This is a genomic window from Pseudomonas sp. (genome assembly GCF_030698175.1).
Classification (GTDB): Bacteria; Pseudomonadota; Gammaproteobacteria; order Pseudomonadales; family Pseudomonadaceae; genus Aquipseudomonas.
In genome coordinates, this window is sequence record NZ_JAUYNT010000022.1 from 60,350 (window position 1) to 77,196 (window position 16,847).

The 16,847-nt window shown below is 61.3% G+C and carries 16 protein-coding genes and 1 pseudogene; 11 read left to right on the forward strand and 6 right to left on the reverse strand.

Features of this window, described 5'->3' with window-relative positions; all coding sequences use genetic code 11:
* Positions 1–50: 50 nt before the first annotated feature.
* From rpoH to ftsY, 5 genes and pseudogenes are all read right to left on the reverse strand, one after another.
* A complete protein-coding gene (rpoH, locus tag Q8R10_RS11795) occupies positions 51–905 on the reverse strand; it encodes an RNA polymerase sigma factor RpoH (protein WP_305653980.1) in 855 nt (284 codons plus the stop codon).
* Between the two features lie 153 nt (positions 906–1,058).
* Positions 1,059–2,066 carry a permease-like cell division protein FtsX gene (gene ftsX, locus Q8R10_RS11800; RefSeq protein WP_305653981.1) on the reverse strand — a complete coding sequence of 336 codons (1,008 nt, stop codon included), beginning with the start codon at positions 2,064–2,066 and terminating at the stop codon, positions 1,059–1,061.
* Complete coding sequence (ftsE, locus tag Q8R10_RS11805; protein WP_305653982.1) at positions 2,066–2,734, reverse strand: cell division ATP-binding protein FtsE; 669 nt, start codon at positions 2,732–2,734, stop codon at positions 2,066–2,068. Before ftsE ends, ftsX begins: the two co-directional genes overlap by 1 nt.
* Positions 2,735–2,787: 53 nt before the next feature.
* Positions 2,788–2,868: pseudogene (locus Q8R10_RS20865) on the reverse strand (cell division ATP-binding protein FtsE); the annotation flags it as partial.
* Positions 2,865–4,451 carry a signal recognition particle-docking protein FtsY gene (ftsY, locus tag Q8R10_RS11815; protein WP_305653985.1) on the reverse strand — a complete coding sequence of 529 codons (1,587 nt, stop codon included), beginning with the start codon at positions 4,449–4,451 and terminating at the stop codon, positions 2,865–2,867. The pseudogene Q8R10_RS20865 and the gene ftsY, both read right to left, overlap by 4 nt.
* A 223-nt stretch (positions 4,452–4,674) precedes the next feature.
* Between ftsY and Q8R10_RS11820 the strand changes: the two genes are divergently transcribed.
* The 6 genes from Q8R10_RS11820 to Q8R10_RS11845 all read left to right on the forward strand — a co-directional run bounded on the left by Q8R10_RS11820 (position 4,675) and on the right by Q8R10_RS11845 (position 10,844).
* Positions 4,675–6,033, forward strand: a complete 1,359-nt coding sequence (locus tag Q8R10_RS11820) for a pitrilysin family protein (RefSeq protein WP_305653987.1) — start codon at positions 4,675–4,677, stop codon at positions 6,031–6,033.
* Positions 6,026–7,501, forward strand: a complete 1,476-nt coding sequence (locus Q8R10_RS11825; RefSeq protein ID WP_305653988.1) for a pitrilysin family protein — start codon at positions 6,026–6,028, stop codon at positions 7,499–7,501. Before Q8R10_RS11820 ends, Q8R10_RS11825 begins: the two co-directional genes overlap by 8 nt.
* Positions 7,501–8,118, forward strand: a complete 618-nt coding sequence (gene rsmD / locus Q8R10_RS11830) for a 16S rRNA (guanine(966)-N(2))-methyltransferase RsmD (RefSeq protein WP_305653990.1) — start codon at positions 7,501–7,503, stop codon at positions 8,116–8,118. Before Q8R10_RS11825 ends, rsmD begins: the two co-directional genes overlap by 1 nt.
* A gap of 114 nt (positions 8,119–8,232) precedes the next feature.
* A complete protein-coding gene (gene rhuM / locus Q8R10_RS11835) occupies positions 8,233–9,222 on the forward strand; it encodes a virulence protein RhuM/Fic/DOC family protein (protein WP_305653991.1) in 990 nt (329 codons plus the stop codon).
* A gap of 1 nt (position 9,223) precedes the next feature.
* On the forward strand, positions 9,224–9,781 hold the full coding sequence (locus tag Q8R10_RS11840; RefSeq protein ID WP_305653993.1) for a Fic family protein: 558 nt from the start codon (positions 9,224–9,226) through the stop codon (positions 9,779–9,781).
* A gap of 70 nt (positions 9,782–9,851) precedes the next feature.
* A complete protein-coding gene (locus tag Q8R10_RS11845) occupies positions 9,852–10,844 on the forward strand; it encodes a hydrolase (protein WP_305653995.1) in 993 nt (330 codons plus the stop codon).
* Positions 10,845–10,933: 89 nt separating this feature from the next.
* Here Q8R10_RS11845 and Q8R10_RS11850 read toward each other — a convergent pair whose 3' ends face one another.
* Positions 10,934–11,596 carry a TetR/AcrR family transcriptional regulator gene (locus tag Q8R10_RS11850; RefSeq protein ID WP_305653997.1) on the reverse strand — a complete coding sequence of 221 codons (663 nt, stop codon included), beginning with the start codon at positions 11,594–11,596 and terminating at the stop codon, positions 10,934–10,936.
* A gap of 245 nt (positions 11,597–11,841) precedes the next feature.
* Here Q8R10_RS11850 and Q8R10_RS11855 point away from each other — a divergent pair, with 245 nt between their 5' ends.
* From Q8R10_RS11855 to Q8R10_RS11875, 5 genes are all read left to right on the forward strand, one after another.
* Positions 11,842–13,305 carry a coniferyl aldehyde dehydrogenase gene (locus Q8R10_RS11855; RefSeq protein ID WP_305653999.1) on the forward strand — a complete coding sequence of 488 codons (1,464 nt, stop codon included), beginning with the start codon at positions 11,842–11,844 and terminating at the stop codon, positions 13,303–13,305.
* Between the two features lie 94 nt (positions 13,306–13,399).
* Positions 13,400–13,945, forward strand: coding sequence for a twin-arginine translocation pathway signal protein (locus tag Q8R10_RS11860; protein ID WP_305654001.1), 546 nt, complete (start codon positions 13,400–13,402; stop codon positions 13,943–13,945).
* Between the two features lie 180 nt (positions 13,946–14,125).
* Positions 14,126–15,724, forward strand: coding sequence for a GMC family oxidoreductase (locus Q8R10_RS11865; RefSeq protein WP_305654003.1), 1,599 nt, complete (start codon positions 14,126–14,128; stop codon positions 15,722–15,724).
* A 165-nt stretch (positions 15,725–15,889) separates the two neighbouring features.
* Positions 15,890–16,369 (forward strand): pantetheine-phosphate adenylyltransferase, encoded by a 480-nt coding sequence (gene coaD, locus Q8R10_RS11870; RefSeq protein ID WP_305654005.1) that lies wholly within the window; start codon positions 15,890–15,892, stop codon positions 16,367–16,369.
* A gap of 123 nt (positions 16,370–16,492) precedes the next feature.
* On the forward strand, positions 16,493–16,744 hold the full coding sequence (locus tag Q8R10_RS11875; protein WP_305654007.1) for a YfhL family 4Fe-4S dicluster ferredoxin: 252 nt from the start codon (positions 16,493–16,495) through the stop codon (positions 16,742–16,744).
* The last annotated feature ends 103 nt before the right edge of the window (positions 16,745–16,847 follow it).

Below are 16,847 nucleotides of genomic sequence, written 5' to 3' on the forward strand. Positions count from 1 at the left end.
TAACAGACAGAAAAAAGCCGCACCTGGGTGCGGCTGTTTAGGCGTGGCGCTTAGGCCTCAATGGTGCCTTTGAGCTTGTTCATGGCGTTTTTCTCCAACTGGCGAATCCGCTCAGCCGACACACCATATTTAGCCGCCAACTCATGCAAGGTGGCCTTGTCTTCGTTCAACCAGCGCTGCTGCAAGATGTCACGACTGCGCTCATCCAGGGCGGCCAGGGCTTCATGTAAATTGCTCGAAGCGTTGTCGCTCCAGTCGCAGGCTTCCAGCTGCACGGCCGGATCGTATCTGTGATCTTCCAGATAATGCGCCGGCGACTTGAAGGCGCTTTCGTCGTCCTCATCAGCGGCCGGATCGAAGGCCATGTCGTGACCACTCAAGCGGCTTTCCATCTCGCGCACTTCACGGGGCTCGACCCCAAGGCTGGCGGCCACCGCATGCACCTCGTCATTGTTCAGCCAGGCCAGACGCTTTTTCTGCCCGCGCAGATTGAAGAACAACTTGCGCTGCGCCTTGGTGGTGGCGACTTTGACGATGCGCCAGTTACGCAGGATAAACTCGTGAATTTCGGCCTTGATCCAATGCACGGCAAAGGACACCAGGCGCACGCCCATCTCCGGATTAAAGCGTTTTACCGCCTTCATCAGACCGACGTTACCTTCCTGGATCAAATCGGCCTGGGGCAGACCATAACCGGAGTAACTACGGGCGATATGCACCACAAAGCGCAGGTGCGCGAGCACCATTTGCCGGGCGGCTTCAAGGTCTTGCTGGTAATACAGACTCTCGCCCAGCTCGCGTTCCTGCTCAGGGGTCAGCAGCGCAATGCTGTTGACCGCATGCACGTAAGCCTCCAGGTTGGCACCCGGGACTAAGGCATAAACAGGCTGCAAAGAAGTGGTCATGGGAATCCTCCGAACTCTTGCTTAAACAGATGAAGCAAGCAAAACAAAAAAACGACTGGCAGTTTAGCACTGCATTTTCAGGCAGGGAACCTGTTGAAAAGTTCCCTTACACTTCCGAAAAATCAATAAAACACGAATATAAACAACAACTTACTAGCGCGGAGCAAGCTCATTCAAATGCCTGGCGACGGCCAGCCAGGCGCCAATGTAGCCCAACAGCACCGCCCCCAACAGCAACGATAGACCATCGGCCAGCGGCACTCCGGCCAGCGAGAAATCACTGCCGTACAACCCAGCCAGCTTAACCACCGCAGCATTCAGCCAGTCCAGCCCAAAGGCCAGCACCAACCAGGCCAGCAAGCCGGCACCGACGCCATACAAGGCGCCCATATACAGAAACGGCCGGCGCACATAGCTGTCGGTGCCACCCACCAGCTTGATCACCTCGATCTCGATGCGCCGATTCTCGATGTGCAACCGTATGGTGTTGCCGATCACCAGCAGCAAGGCCAGCACCAACAACAGACTCAAACCGAACACGAAGTGCTCACCGAGCTTAAGGATCGCGGTCAAGCGCTCCACCCAAACCAAATCCAGCTGCGCCTGCTCAACCTTGGGCAACTCGGCCAAGCGCAAGCGCAGGGCCTCAAGGTTAGCCTTATCGACTTTCTCCGGGGTGACCAGGATCACGCTCGGCAGTGGATTTTCCGGTAATTCTTTCAGCGCCTCGCCCAGTCCGGACTGCTGCTGGAACTCTTCCAACGCCTGTTCGCGGCTGATCCACTCGGCCGACGCCACTTCCGGCAACTCGGCGATTTGCGCGCGCAGCTGCTCGGCCTCCTGGGGGCTGGCTTGTAACTGCATAAACAGCGAAATCTGCGCCGCCCGCTGCCAGGAGCCACCGAGCCGTTCGACGTTTTTCAGCAGCAGCGACAAGCCCATCGGCAAGCTCAGGGCAATCGCCATCACCAGGCAGGTAAAGAAGCTGCCGATCGGCTGCTTGAGCAAGCGCCGCAAGCTGTCGACCAGGCTGGCGCGATGACTCTCCAGCCAAGCTTGCAGCAAGTGGTTAAAAGTTGGGCCGTCGGCCTCCGGCTTGTTCGGCTTATGGCCGCTACCACCCACCCGCTCGGCGGGTTTGGAATGACGTGTGGCACTCATTAACTTGACTCCCCATCGCCAATCAACCGGCCGCGCTGCAAGGTCAACATCCGATGGCGCATCCGCGCGATCAGGCCTAGGTCGTGACTGGCGATCACTACGCTGGTGCCGAGGCGATTGATGTCTTCAAACACCCCCATGATCTCCGCCGCCAAGCGCGGGTCGAGGTTACCGGTCGGCTCATCCGCTAGCAGCAAGGCCGGGCGGTGCACCACAGCGCGGGCGATGCCGACCCGTTGTTGCTGGCCGGTGGACAGGTCGCCGGGAAACAGGTCGGTCTTATCCGACAGACTGACCCGCTCCAACGCCGCACCAACCCGCTTGCTGATTTCAGCCTTGGACAGCCCGAGAATCTGCAGCGGTAAGGCGATGTTATTGAACACGCTGCGATCAAACAGCAGCTGGTGATTCTGAAACACCACGCCGATTTGCCGGCGCAGAAACGGAATCTGCGCATTGCTGATTTGCCCGAGGTCCTGCCCGGCCAGCAACAACTTGCCACTGGTGGGGCGCTCCATGGCCAGCAGCAAACGCAGCAAGGTGCTCTTGCCCGCGCCGGAGTGCCCGGTGACAAACAAAAACTCGCCGCGCCGCACGCGAAAGCTCAGCTCATGCAGCCCGACGTGGCCATTGGCATAGCGCTTACCAACCCCTTCAAAGCGAATCATGGACGCTCCTGTTCGGCACCGGCAAACAACGCTTGGACAAAAAACTCGGCCTCAAACCGCACGCGAAAGCTCAGCTCATGCAAGCCGACGTGGCCATTGGCGTAGCGCTTACCAACCCCTTCAAAGCGAATCATGGACGCTCCTGCTCGGCGCCGGCAAACAGCGCCTGGACAAAGGACTCAGCCTCAAAGGTGCGCAAATCATCGATGCCTTCACCGACGCCGATATAGCGAATCGGGATGCCAAACTGCTTGGCCAGGGCGAAGATCACCCCGCCCTTGGCGGTACCGTCCAGCTTGGTCAGGGCCAGGCCGGTCAGATTGACCGTTTGATTGAATTGCTTGGCCTGATTGATGGCGTTCTGCCCGGTGCCAGCATCCAGCACCAGCAGCACTTCGTGGGGCGCCGTGTCGTCGAGCTTGCCGATCACCCGGCGGACTTTTTTCAGCTCTTCCATCAAGTTGTCTTTGGTGTGCAGACGCCCGGCGGTGTCGGCGATCAGCACGTCCATGCCCCGCGCGGTGGCGGCCTGCACCGCATCGAAGATCACCGAAGCCGAGTCGGCGCCGGTGTGCTGGGCGATGACCGTGACCTGATTACGCTCACCCCAGACCTGCAACTGCTCAACTGCGGCGGCTCGGAAGGTATCTCCGGCGGCCAGCATGACTTTCTTGCCTTCCAGCTGTAGTTTTTTTGCCAGCTTGCCGATGGTGGTGGTCTTGCCGGCGCCGTTGACGCCGACCACCAGAATCACGAAAGGTTTTTTCGACGGCTCAATCACCAGCGGTTTGGCCACTGGCCGCAGCATGGCCGCCAGTTCTTCCTGCAGGGCTTGATAGAGCGCGCCGCTGTCGGTCAATTGTTTGCGGGCGACCTTCTGGGTCAGGCTCTGAATAATCGCCGTGGTGGCCTCGACGCCGACGTCGGCGGTCAGCAGGCGGGTTTCCAGCTCTTCCAGCAAGTCATCGTCGATGGCTTTTTTGCCCAGAAACAGGCTGGCCATGCCTTCGCCAATGCTGGCGCTGGTTTTCGACAGACCTTGCTTGAGGCGATCGAGAAAACCGGCTTTGTTGTCGGCTGCCGGTTTAATTTCAGCCACAACAACGGGCGCAACCGGCAGCGGCTCAACTACGACCGGCACGACCAGCGGCGCTACATCGAGATGGGCGTGCAGCACTTCGCTGCCGACATTGAAGCGAAACCGCGAAGCCCGTGGTGCGGCGACCGGCTCGCCGCCCGCCAGCTCTGCTGCCGCGACAACTGGTGGAGTGACTGACTCGGCTGGCGAAAACTGAACGGGAGCCTGAACAGTCACCGGCGGTAAATCTGCGACCGATGCAGGCGTCAACTCTGCCGGCGCTGCCAAAGTGATCGGCATGCTGATGGCGCTAACGACCGATTCAACAATGGCTGCTGGGATTGCTACTAACGGCTCAGCCACCACTACATCGGGCAGAGTCACTGGCTCAGGCGCAACCGCTGGGGCTGGCGCAACTTCAACAACAGCCGGCACAGCGCTGGCAATCAGGCCCGCATCTGCGGGCACAACGGCCAGCGGTTCAAGCGGTACTACCGCAGGAGCAACAACCGGCTCAGCCGCCGGCGCTTGGGGTTTTTTGCGCAGCCAGCCGAACAGGTCTTTTTTCTCGGCGGTTTTCTCAGCCGCAGCAGGCGCGGTGGGTGCGGGGGTCTTTTTGTCGTCGTTGGAACCAAACATGGAGAGCGGATCTCTCAAAGAGGCAATAGGGCAAAGGGGCGACGCGCCAGCAAATGGGCCTAAAAAGCGCGCGGGCACAGAGCAAACAATCGCAAAAAAGCTGCACCCTGGTTTTTAGCCGACTTAACAGTCGTGGCCGCCAGTAAAACGGATGCGTATCCTAGCACCTCCTCGCCCGCCGCGGCTAAGACCAAGCGGGCCGTCTAATAGGTCAAATATTTCGATGAAGCCGCTAACCCACCTGCTACTGACGGCGCTGTTGCTGGCCAATGTCAGCCTGCCAGCACTGGCCGCCGACGCGTCCGCGCAAGCCACCCATGAGTTCAAACTGACTAACGGCCTGAAACTGATAGTGCGCGAAGACCACCGCGCGCCAGTGGTGGTGTCCCAGCTTTGGTACAAGGTTGGCTCCAGCTACGAGACACCCGGCAAGACCGGCCTGTCCCACGCCCTCGAACATATGATGTTCAAAGGCAGCGCCAAGCTCGGCCCCGGCGAATCCTCGCGGGTGCTGCGCGAGCTCGGCGCCGAAGAAAATGCCTTTACCAGCGACGATTACACCGCCTATTACCAGGTGCTGGCCCGCGACCGCCTGAGCGTGGCCTTCGAGTTGGAAGCCGACCGCCTGGCCAGCCTACGTTTGCCGCCGGAGGAGTTCGCCCGCGAAATCGAGGTAATTAAAGAAGAGCGGCGCCTGCGCACTGACGACAATCCCGCCGCCAAAGCCTTCGAGCGCTTCCAAGCCCTGGCTTTCCCGGCCAGCGGTTATCACACCCCGACCATCGGCTGGATGGCCGACCTTGAACGGATGACCGTACAAGAACTGCGCGCCTGGTACGAGGCCTGGTATGTGCCGAACAACGCCACCCTGGTGGTGGTTGGCGACGTCAACCCAGAGGAAGTACATCAGTTAGCACTGCGCTACTTCGGCAATATTCCGGCGCGGCCGACACCCCTGGCGCAAATCCCGCTGGAGCTGAGCAAGCCCGGCGAACGCCTGCTCACCCTGCACCTGAAAACCCAATTACCGAGCCTGATGATGGGCTTTAACGTGCCGAGCGTCGCCACCAGCAAGAAGCCCCGCGAGGTGCAGGCCCTGCGCCTGGCCGGCGCACTCTTGGATGGCGGCTACAGCGCGCGCCTAGCGACCCGCCTGGAGCGTGGTGAAGAGCTGGTCTCTGGCGCCTCGTCGAGCTACGACGCCTACACCCGTGGCGACAGCCTGTTTATGCTTAGCGCCACGCCGAATGTGCAAAAAGGCAAAACCATAGCGCAAGCCGAAGCGGGTCTGTGGCGCGAGTTGGATGACCTGAAAACCCACCTGGCCAGCGCCGAAGAGCTGGCCCGGGTGCGCGCCCAGGTAATCGCCGGCCTGGTCTATGAGCGCGACTCGATCACCAGCCAAGCCACCGCCATCGGCCAACTGGAAACCGTCGGCCTGTCCTGGCAGTTGATGGATAACGAACTGACCGAGCTGAGCGCCGTCACCCCCGCCGATGTCCAGCAAGCCGCCCGCGACTACTTCACCCATGAGCGCCTGAGCGTTGTCCATATCCTGCCGCAGGAGCGCAGCCATGAGTAAGTCCCGCAGCCGCCGCATTAAAATCGCCCTGTTCGGCCTGGCCCTGCCCATCTCCCTGGGTTTGTTAGTGGTCGCCAGCAACGCCGCAAAAATCAACGCCCCGCCTGCCACGCCGGTATTGGCGTCGCTGGCCGCCCTCGATGGCCAGGCACCCGCCCGGCGCAGCCTGAATATCCAGACCTGGCAAACCGCCGAAGGCGCCAAGGTGCTGTTCGTGGCGGCGCCCCAGTTGCCGATGTTCGACCTGCGCCTGACCTTTGCCGCCGGCAGCAGCCAGGACGCAGACGTACCGGGCCTGGCCATGCTCACCAACGCCATGCTCAATGAAGGTATCCAGGGCAAAGACGTCGGCGCCATCGCCGAAGGCTTCGAGGGCTTGGGCGCCAACTTCGGTAACGGCGCTTACCGCGACATGGCCGTCGCCAGCCTGCGCAGCTTGAGCCAAGCGGACTTACGCGAACCGGCCCTCAAGCTGTTTACCCAGGTGATAGGCGCACCGACCTTTCCAGCCGACTCCCTGGCGCGGATCAAAAACCAGTTGCTGTCCAGTTTTGAACAGCAAAAGCAAAACCCCGGCAAACTGGCCAGCATGGCGTTGTTCGACCGGCTCTACGGCCAGCACCCTTATGCGCACCAGAGCGAAGGCAATGCGCAGTCGATCCCGGGCATCAGCCGCGCCCAGTTGCAGGCCTTTCATGCCAAGGCTTACAGCGCCAACAACATGGTGATCGCACTGGTCGGCGACCTCGACCGCACCCAGGCCGAAGCCATCGCCAAACAAGTTTCCGCCGCCCTGCCGAAAGGCCCGGCGCTGAGCAAAAGCCCGCCACCGGCCACCCCAGCGCCCGGCCAGCAGCACATTGAGTTTGCCTCCAAGCAGACTCACTTGCTGCTCGCCCAACTCGGCATCGACCGCCAAGAGCCCGACTACGCGGCGCTGTATCTGGGCAACCAGATCCTCGGCGGCGGCGGTTTCGGCACTCGTTTGATGGAAGAGGTGCGTGAGAAGCGCGGCCTGACCTACGGCATCTATTCCGGTTTCAGCGCCATGCAGGCCCGTGGGCCTTTTATGATCAACCTGCAAACCCGCGCCGAACTCAGCGAAGGCACGCTGAAACTGGTGCAGCAAATCCTCCGTGATTACCTGCGCGATGGCCCGACCCAGAAGGAACTGGACGACGCCAAGCGTGAATTGGCCGGCAGCTTCCCGCTGTCCACCGCCAGCAACGCAGATATAGTCGGCCAGCTCGGCTCCATGGGCTTTTACAACCTGCCCCTGAGTTATCTGGAAGACTTTATGAGCCAGATTCAGGCCCTCAGCGTTGAGCAAGTGAAAACCGCCATGGCCAAACACCTCAACCCTGACGCCATGCTGATAGTCACTGCGGGCCCGACCGTGGCGCAAAAAGAGCTGCCGCCACCGACCGATCATCCCGCCGAACAACCCCTTGGCGTACCGGAGCACTAATGCGTACTCGAGTCCCGCAACACCGCTCTTCACACAACGGCAGTGCCCACAGCGCCGACCTCGGCCAACTGCGCATCATCGGCGGCCAATGGCGTTCGCGTCAGTTCAGCTTCCCGATGGCGCCGGGCCTGCGCCCGACGCCCAACCGGGTGCGCGAAACCCTGTTCAACTGGCTGGCGCCCTATGTCGAAGGGGCGAAAATTCTCGACCTGTTCGCCGGCAGCGGCGCGCTGTGTCTGGAAGCCCTGTCGCGCGGCGCCGGCAGCGCCCTGGCGCTGGATCTGAGCGCCAAAGCCGTCAGCAGCCTGCGTGAGCACCTGACCACGTTGCGCTGCGACAACTGCCAAGTGCTGCAAACCGATGCCCTGCAACACCTCGAACTGCAAGCGCCAAGCAGCTACGACCTGGTGTTTCTCGACCCGCCGTTCAGCCAGAACCTGCTGCTGCCGGCCTGCAACCTGCTCGAGCAACAGGGCTGGCTGGCGGACAACGCATGGGTCTACACCGAAAGCGAAACCCCGCCTTCCAGCCTCGGCCTGCCCGCCAACTGGCGCCTGCACCGCGAACAAAAAGCCGGCCAGGTGCATTACGGTCTGTGGCAGCGCACGGGTGGGTAACCGCGAAGCGTTAGCCACCATGAACGTGGCGAAGGATGACCACCCGTATCGCCTCCCGGTGGAAAACGCTTCGCGGTTTTCCACCCTGCTGCATCCATCGACAAGGAACGTTGAATGCGCGATAGCACAGAACAACAAGCAGTCCTGATCTACCAACAAGACGACGGTAGCTTTACTACCGAGGTTCGATTGGATGGCGAGACTGTGTGGCTGAATCAGGAGCAGATCAGCCGATTGTTTGGCCGCGAGCGTTCGGTGATTACCAAGCACCTCGCCAACGTATTCAGAGAAGGGGAGCTCCCTGAACAGAGCAATGTGCAAAATGTGCACATTGCTCATTCGACCAAGCCAATCAAGCTCTACAGCCTGGACGTTATTATTTCCGTCGGTTACCGCGTCAAGTCGACGGAAGGCACCCGTTTCCGCATCTGGGCTAACCGCATCCTCAAGGACTACCTCGTTCAAGGTTATGCGCTGAATCAGCAGCGACTGGCGCAGCAGCAGGAAAACATCCGCCAACTTGAACGCACCCTGACGCTGTTCCAGCAAAACCTGATCGGCCAGGCCAGCCTGCACGAGGCACGCGGCCTGGTCGGCGTGATCACTGGGTATGCGCGCACCTTCGTGCTGCTCAATCAGTTCGACAGCGAACGCCTGCCGCAGGAGGGCTTCGCCGACGAAATCAGCTACGAAATCCAACCCCGCGAGGCCAATGCCGGCATCGCCGCGCTGAAGTCCGATCTGTTGGCCAAGGGCGAAGCCAGCGCGCTGTTCGGCAACCCCAAGGACGACAGCTTCGCGGGTATCCTTGGCAATATTGTGCAGTCGTTCGACGGCCAGCTGCTGTACCCAAGCATTGAGGAGCAGGCGGCGCATTTGCTGTATTTCGTGATCAAAAACCACCCGTTTACCGACGGCAACAAACGCATCGGTGCCTTTCTGTTTATCTGGTTCTTACAGCGCAACCAGTACCACCTGAAAAACGACGGTGAGCTGAAGATCAACGATAACGCGCTGGCCGCCATCGCCCTGCTGGTCGCGCAAAGCGACCCGGCGCAGAAGCAGTTGATGATTCACCTGATCATGAATTTGATCCGGGGCTGATATGACAACCGTCTCCAGCCCGCCAACAGCACACAACAACCCCCACGGCATCGGATTGCTGCGCCCGGACGACTTCGCCCCATCGCCGAAGAACCCGGCCATCGCCCGCATATTCCGCGAGCTGCAGTGGGCCGAGGAGCTGGGCTCGGGGGTGCGCAACCTGTTTAAGTACACCCGCGCCTTCGGCGGTCAGGATCCGATCCTGAGCGAGGAGTCGATCTTCCGGGTGACTGTGATGTTGCCGAACATGGTGCATGTGCCGGGCGGCGCGCTGACGGGTGCTCAGCCAGAGTCGAAGGCAGAGTCAACGACCCAGTCAACGACCCAGTCGAGCGAACAGGTGACGCGGCTGCTGCACGCGCTGGCCACGGGCGAAGCGCTCTCTGCGACGACCTTGCGCGAGCGCTTGGCTATTCGCCATCGCCCGACCTTTCGCCAGAATTACCTCGATCCGGCGCTGGCCGCCGGCCTGATCGCCTACAGCGGGCCGGACAAGCCCGGCAGTCGCTTGCAAAAATATCGCCTCACGCCCGCCGGGCAGGCGTATTTAAACCTGTAGCACAAACATCTCAAGCCGGCAGGCTGAAACCCCGCCCAACTAACGCCCCAATCAACCCAGGCACGAATTGATGAACTCGACCTTTAAACCCGCCTGGTGGTTGCCCGGCGCGCACTTGCAGACGCTCTGGGCGTCATTCTTGCGCGCGCCGCTGCAGCTGGCGCGCACCCGCGAGCGTGTGTGGCTGGCCGATGGCGACTTTATCGACCTGGACTGGTTCGGCCCGCACGCAGCCGAGGCGCCGTTGGTGCTGCTGTTGCACGGGCTGACCGGCTCGTCTAACTCGCACTACATCCTCGGCCAACAGCAGGCGCTGGCCGCCCAAGGCTGGGCCAGCGTGGCGCTGAACTGGCGCGGCTGTTCGGGCGAGCCAAATTTGCTGCCGCGCGGCTATCACTCAGGGGTCAGCGAAGACCTCGCCGCCGTCATTCAGCATCTGCAAGCCGCACGACCATTGGCGCCGCTGTATGCGGTGGGTTATTCGCTGGGCGGCAATGTGCTGCTCAAGTACCTGGGCGAAAGCGGCGACGCCTCTGGGTTGCAAGCGGCGGTCGCGGTGTCGGTGCCGTTTCGCCTGGATCACTGCGCCGACCGCATCGGCCTGGGTTTTTCCCGCGTCTATCAAGCGCACTTTATGCGCGAGCTTAGCGCCTATGTGCAGAGTAAAAAGCAGCGCTTTAGCGCCAACGGCCAGCAACCGCACTTGGCGGCGCTGGAGCAACTGGGGCCGCTGGACAAGATGCGCACGTTTTGGGATTTCGACGGCCAGGTCACCGCACCCTTGCATGGCTATGCCGATGCCGACGACTACTACCGCCGCGCCTCCAGCCGCTACTTCCTGCCGGCGATCAAGGTGCCCACCCTGCTGATCCAGGCCGCCGACGACCCCTTCGTGTTCCGCCACAGCCTGCCGGAACTCAGCGAACTGGCCGCCGGCACCCAGCTGGAGCTGCACCCGCACGGCGGCCACGTCGGCTTCATCGACGGCAGCGTAACGAAACCGGGGCTGTATTTAGAACGACGGATTCCGCAGTGGCTGCGTAGGGCGGACTCAGGAGCGTAGCGAACAGTCCGCCAACTCAGCGGCGTACTGCCTTCGGCGAGTACACCCTACCAAGCAGTCTGCCTACCACTCCAGCATTAGCGAGCGGCTTAAATCACCCGTTCCAACGGCACATAGAGTTTCTCGTGCAGCGCCTGCACGGCCGGGCGGGCGGCTTCGCTGATAAAACCGCTTTCCAGCGCCAGCACCTGATAGATGCCACGGCGCAGTTGCTCCTCGTTTAACGCCACGCTGTCGCCGCGCGAAGTGCAGAGAAAGCGCACCCAAGAGGTGAGGATGATCCAGCTGTTGAGGGTCAACGCCTCCACCTGGGCGCTGTTCATCAGCAAAATTCCGGCCTCGACAAAGCCCTGATACAAGCCTTGGGCGCTGATCATGCAGCGCTGGGCGAACAGCCTATAGCCCTGGGCCAGAGCGTTGTCCGACTCCAGCAAGTGTTCCAGATCGCGGTGCAAGAAGCGGTAGTGCCACATCGCCGCCAGCAAGGCTTCGAGGTAGAAGGTCTTGTCCTCAACGGTCAGCGCCCGACCGGCCGGCACGCGCAAAAACTGGTCGACCCGCTGCTCATACTGGCCGAACAGTTCGGCGATGATCGCCTGCTTATTGCGGAAGTAGTAGTAGAGATTACCGGGGGATATCCCAAGGTGTGCGGCAATATGATTGGTCGTGACGCTGCGTTCCCCCTGGGCATTGAACAGCTCCAGGCTGCCTTGAATGATGCGTTCACGGGTTTTTATCGGTGCGCTCGCCATGCCGCGTCAAACTCACTCAGGGCCGCAAAACGGCAACTCAAAAAGGGCGCACAGGATCGACCAACTCGGCCCATGGGCGCAATGCCCATGGCCTCGGCAAAAGCCGCTGTGACGAATAAATGCACGACCCAACTTTTCGTTTGGTACACAACGGGGTCTTAGCGCTGCATGCTATTTGACACAATAGAGTAATTACTCTAAAAATCTACCAACATTCCGCCCCCGCATCTTTTCAAGGATTCCCCATGGCCGCCGAAATCGCCGAAATCGCTCACGCACAACCGCATTTGCAGCAACATCTGCAGCAAGCGCAACAGCAAATCAGCCAGCTCGGGCAGCTGTTTGCCGGCCAGCGCGAGGCGTTCCGCGCCAACCCCATGCCGACCGCCGAGCAGCGTCTGCAGTGGCTCAAAGCCCTCAGCCAGCTGCTCAGCAGTGAGCGCGAGGCGCTGATCAAGGCGATCTGCCAAGACTTCAGCAACCGTTCGACCGATGAAACCTTGCTGGCCGAGATCATGCCGAGCCTGCAAAACATCCATTACGCCAGCAAGAACCTGAAGAAGTGGATGAAGCCATCCCGCCGCGCCGTCGGCCTGGCCTTCCAGCCGGCCAGTGCCAAAGTTATCTACCAACCGCTGGGCGTGATCGGCGTGATAGTGCCCTGGAACTACCCGTTGTTTCTCGCCATGGGCCCGCTGATCGGCGCGCTGGCGGCCGGCAACCGGGTGATGATCAAGATGAGCGAGTCAACCCCGGCCACCTCACAACTGGTCAAAGATCTGCTGGCCAAGATCTTCCCGGAAGACCTGGTCTGCGTGGTCCTGGGCGAGGCGGAAGTCGGCGTGGCCTTCTCCAAGCTGGCCTTCGATCACCTGCTGTTCACCGGCGCCACCAGCATCGGCAAACATGTGATGCGCGCGGCGGCCGAGAACCTCACCCCGGTGACCCTGGAGCTGGGCGGCAAGTCGCCGGCCATCGTTTCCGCCGAGGTGCCGCTGGAACACGCCGCCGAGCGCATCGCCTTCGGCAAGACCCTGAACGCCGGGCAAACCTGCGTCGCTCCTGACTATGTGTTGGTGCCGCGTAACCGCGTCGATGCCTTCGTCGCGGCCTACAGCAAGGTCGTCACCAGCTTCTATCCAAAACTCAAAGACAACCCGGACTACACCGCGATCATCAATGACCGCCAGTTGCAGCGCCTTAAAGGCTTGCTCAGCGACGCCGAAAGCCTCGGCGCCAAGGTGCTCAATCTGTACCCCGAAGGCCAAGGCCGGCGCCTGCCACAAGCCCTGGTACTGAATGTGAATGACCAGATGAAGATCATGCAGGACGAGATCTTCGGCCCACTGCTACCGATCGTGCCCTACGACACCCTCGAGCAAGCCTTCGCCTACATCAATGAACGGCCACGGCCACTGGCCCTGTACTACTTCGGCTACAACAAAGGCGAGCAGCAACGGGTGTTGAGCGAGACTCACTCGGGCGGCGTGTGCCTGAACGACACCATGCTGCACGTGGCCCAGGACGACATGCCGTTTGGCGGCGTCGGCCCGTCGGGCATGGGCCACTACCACGGCCACGAAGGCTTCAAGACCTTCAGTCATGCCAAGGGCACCTTTATCAAGCAGCGCTATAACGCCGCCAAGATGATTTACCCGCCCTATGGCAAGGCCATCCAGAAGTTGGTCTACAAGCTGTTTATTCGCTAAAAACCTGCACAAGGTCATGCTGCGCAGATCCCACTCTACGCGGCATGGCCTTGAACAGGTTTTACGCAGCCATTGCTAACAGCCGAGAGTAATAATGAACGACAGCACCCTTACCGCGCCGCAGCTCTCGCGGCGCGGCTTACTTAAAGTTGGCCTGCTGGGCACGGCATTTCTGGCCACGGCCGGAGTCACCGCCACCCTCAGCGGTTGCTCGGCGAGCGTGCCGGCCAGCGGCCTGAGTATCTTGCGGGCCAGCGATTTGCCGTTTTTACGGGCGCTGATCCCAGTGGTCATCGATGGCGCAGTCAGCGCCGAGCAGCTATCTGCCGCCGTTGAACAAAGCATTCGGGGCATCGACTACAGCCTCACACGCTTCTCGCCCGAGATGCAAAAACTCACGGTGCAGCTGTTCGACGTGCTGGCCCTGGGCCTGACCCGCGGGCCGCTGACCGGTGTCTGGGGCAGCTGGGAGAACGCCAGCGCGGCGGACGTCAGCAACTTCCTGACCCGCTGGCAAAACAGCTCCATCGGCCTGCTGAAAATGGGCCATGCCTCGCTGCTGCAGCTGGTGATGCTGGCCTGGTATGGCCAGCCAGACTCCTGGGTCCATTGCGGCTACCCTGGCCCGCCCAAGTTTTGATCTTTGCTGGGGAATGGGAAGTAGGAAATAGAGAGTGGGGAGTGGGCGAAGTGGGGAGTGGGTGGGCCACCATCGCCATCTCTGCGGGAACGGCACTTCCTACTACCGACTGCCCACTCCCGACTACCCACTTTGCCATTTCCACGCCGCCAATAAGAATTTGCCTGAGAGCTTGCCAACATGCCCGTACCCGATCTGTTTCAACAAGGCCTCGCCAGCGGCTGGAAAACCTACAACGGTTCGCGCCTTGAGCAGGACCTGACCCTGGAAGCCGACGTGGCCATTATCGGCAGCGGCGCGGGCGGCGGCACCACTGCGGAAATCCTCAGCCAGGCGGGCTTCAAAGTTTTGCTGATCGAGGAAGGCCCGCTGAAAACCAGCAACGACTTCAAGATGCAGGAGCCCGAGGCCTACGGCGCGCTGTATCAGGAAGGCATGGGGCGGATGAGCAAGGATGGCGCCATCACCATCATGCAAGGCCGCGCGGTGGGTGGCACCACGCTAGTCAACTGGACCTCGAGTTTTCGCACCCCCGACCCGACCCTGGAGCACTGGGCCAGCGAGTACGGCGTCAAAGGCCACAGCCCGGCCGAGATGGCGCCCTGGTTTGCCCGTATGGAAGAACGCTTGGGCGTGGCACCCTGGGCGCTGCCACCGAATGCCAACAACGACGTGATTCGCCGCGGCTGCGATAAGCTCGGCCTGCACTGGAAGGTGATTCCGCGCAACGTGCGTGGCTGCTGGAACCTCGGCTACTGCGGCATGGGCTGCCCGACCAACGCCAAGCAATCGATGCTGGTCACCACCATCCCCGGCGCCCTGAACAACGGCGGCGAGCTGCTCTACCTGGCCCGCGCCCAGCGCTTACTGCACGACGGCAACAAGGTCACGGGCATCGAATGCTTAGGCATGGATGAGCTGTGCGTGGCGCCCAATGGCCGCAAGATCACCGTTAAAGCCAAGCATTACGTGCTGGCCGGTGGCGGCATCAACAGCCCAGGTTTGCTGATGCGCTCCGACGCCCCCGACCCGCACGGGCGCACCGGCCAGCGGACTTTTTTGCATACGGTGAATTTCTCGGCGGCGCAGTTCGATGAGGTGATCAATCCCTTCTACGGCGCCCCGCAGTCGATCTACTCCGACCATTTCCAGTGGGATGACGGCGCCAGCGGGCGCATGTCCTACAAGCTGGAAGTGCCGCCGCTGCATCCGGCCTTGACCTCGACCCTGCTCGGCCGCTTTGGCATCGACAACGCCCTGCGCATGGAGCAACTGCCTCACACCAACGTGATGCTGGCGTTGATGCGCGACGGCTTTCACCCCGACAGCGCGGTGGGCAAGGTCGAACTGCGCGGCGATGGCAGCCCAGTGCTCGACTACCAGATGACCGATTACAGCTGGGACGGTATCCGCCGGGCCTTCCACACCATGGCCGAGATCCAGTTCGCCGCCGGCGCCAAGGCGGTGTTGCCGCTGCACGCCGACGCTGACTACGTGCCGACCCTGGCCAAGGCCCGCGAACTGATCGACAACCTGAGCCTGGAGATTTACCGCACCCGCCTCGGTTGCGCCCACGTGATGGGTGGCTGCGGCATGAGCGAAGATCCCAAACGCGGGGTGACCGACAGCCTCGGCCGTCATCACCAGCTGAGCAATTTGTCGATCCACGACGGCTCGCTGTTCCCCACCAGCATCGGCGCCAACCCGCAGCTGTCGATCTACGGCCTGTGCTCGCAACTGGCCAGTCAGCTGGCCGAGCGGCTGAAAAGCGCCCTATAACTGGGAAGTGGTGAGTAGGGAGTGGGGCGGTGAGTCTGCGATGTCCGTGGGAGCGACACTTCCCACTTCCTACTCACCATTCACCACCATCCACCCAACGGCTTGGCCACGGGGTTTGGCTGCGCTACCATCGGCGTCCCTACCGGACTCCGCCAGGACGTCACGATGAATCGAGTGTTGTATCCAGGTACCTTTGACCCCATCACCAAGGGTCATGGCGATCTCGTCGAACGCGCCGCGCGGCTGTTCGACACCGTCATCATTGCGGTCGCGGCCAGCCCGAAGAAAAACCCGCTGTTCCCCCTCGAGCAACGGGTAGCGTTGGCCCGCGAGGTCACCAAGCACCTGCCCAACGTCGAAGTAGTGGGCTTCTCCACCCTGCTGGCGCACTTTGCCCATGAGCAGAAGGCCAACGTGTTTTTGCGCGGCCTGCGGGCGGTCTCAGACTTCGAATACGAGTTTCAGCTGGCCAATATGAACCGCCAACTGGCCCCGGATGTGGAAAGCCTGTTTCTCACTCCGTCGGAAAAATACTCCTATATCTCCTCGACCCTGGTGCGCGAAATCGCCGCACTGGATGGCGACATCAGCAAATTCGTCCATCCGGCAGTCGCCGAGGCCCTGGCCGAACGTTTCAAACGCTAAGCCGGCAGCTTCAGCGCGGCGGCCTCAAAGCCGCCGCCGATGGCGCCCGCAGCACTAATCCGGCACAATTGGGCATCACGTTTTCTGCATGCCCAGGCCGCGCGCCTGCGCAGGAGTTGCTCCATGTCCCTGATCATCACCGACGACTGCATTAACTGCGACGTCTGCGAGCCCGAGTGCCCGAACGCCGCGATCTCTCAGGGCGAAGAAATTTACGTCATCGACCCGAATCTGTGCACCGAATGCGTCGGCCATTACAACGAACCGCAATGCCAGCAGGTCTGCCCGGTCGACTGCATCCCCCTCGATGAGAATCACGTCGAGAGCAAGGAAGAGCTGCAGCAGAAGTACCTGATCCTCACCGGCAAGGCCTGATTGATCGTCCGCATGCGGCTGCGGGCTTCGCGCGCCATACTGGGTTAAAAGCAGCTTTTGTAGGGTGGGTTAGCGGCGCCACGTAGGCTCAAAACCTTACTTC

What these genes read in the sequence shown, in the direction of transcription:
- coaD (WP_305654005.1), top strand. Translation starts at nt 15,890, where the DNA reads ATGAATCGAGTGTTGTATCCAGGTACCTTTGACCCCATCACCAAGGGT.
- Q8R10_RS11860 (WP_305654001.1), top strand. Translation starts at nt 13,400, where the DNA reads ATGAACGACAGCACCCTTACCGCGCCGCAGCTCTCGCGGCGCGGCTTA.
- Q8R10_RS11825 (WP_305653988.1), top strand. Translation starts at nt 6,026, where the DNA reads ATGAGTAAGTCCCGCAGCCGCCGCATTAAAATCGCCCTGTTCGGCCTG.
- ftsX (WP_305653981.1), bottom strand. Translation starts at nt 2,066, where the DNA reads ATGAGTGCCACACGTCATTCCAAACCCGCCGAGCGGGTGGGTGGTAGC.
- Q8R10_RS11850 (WP_305653997.1), bottom strand. Translation starts at nt 11,596, where the DNA reads ATGGCGAGCGCACCGATAAAAACCCGTGAACGCATCATTCAAGGCAGC.
- Q8R10_RS11840 (WP_305653993.1), top strand. Translation starts at nt 9,224, where the DNA reads ATGACAACCGTCTCCAGCCCGCCAACAGCACACAACAACCCCCACGGC.
- Q8R10_RS11865 (WP_305654003.1), top strand. Translation starts at nt 14,126, where the DNA reads ATGCCCGTACCCGATCTGTTTCAACAAGGCCTCGCCAGCGGCTGGAAA.
- ftsY (WP_305653985.1), bottom strand. Translation starts at nt 4,451, where the DNA reads ATGTTTGGTTCCAACGACGACAAAAAGACCCCCGCACCCACCGCGCCT.
- Q8R10_RS11855 (WP_305653999.1), top strand. Translation starts at nt 11,842, where the DNA reads ATGGCCGCCGAAATCGCCGAAATCGCTCACGCACAACCGCATTTGCAG.
- ftsE (WP_305653982.1), bottom strand. Translation starts at nt 2,734, where the DNA reads ATGATTCGCTTTGAAGGGGTTGGTAAGCGCTATGCCAATGGCCACGTC.
- rhuM (WP_305653991.1), top strand. Translation starts at nt 8,233, where the DNA reads ATGCGCGATAGCACAGAACAACAAGCAGTCCTGATCTACCAACAAGAC.
- Q8R10_RS11875 (WP_305654007.1), top strand. Translation starts at nt 16,493, where the DNA reads ATGTCCCTGATCATCACCGACGACTGCATTAACTGCGACGTCTGCGAG.
- rsmD (WP_305653990.1), top strand. Translation starts at nt 7,501, where the DNA reads ATGCGTACTCGAGTCCCGCAACACCGCTCTTCACACAACGGCAGTGCC.
- Q8R10_RS11820 (WP_305653987.1), top strand. Translation starts at nt 4,675, where the DNA reads ATGAAGCCGCTAACCCACCTGCTACTGACGGCGCTGTTGCTGGCCAAT.
- Q8R10_RS11845 (WP_305653995.1), top strand. Translation starts at nt 9,852, where the DNA reads ATGAACTCGACCTTTAAACCCGCCTGGTGGTTGCCCGGCGCGCACTTG.
- rpoH (WP_305653980.1), bottom strand. Translation starts at nt 905, where the DNA reads ATGACCACTTCTTTGCAGCCTGTTTATGCCTTAGTCCCGGGTGCCAAC.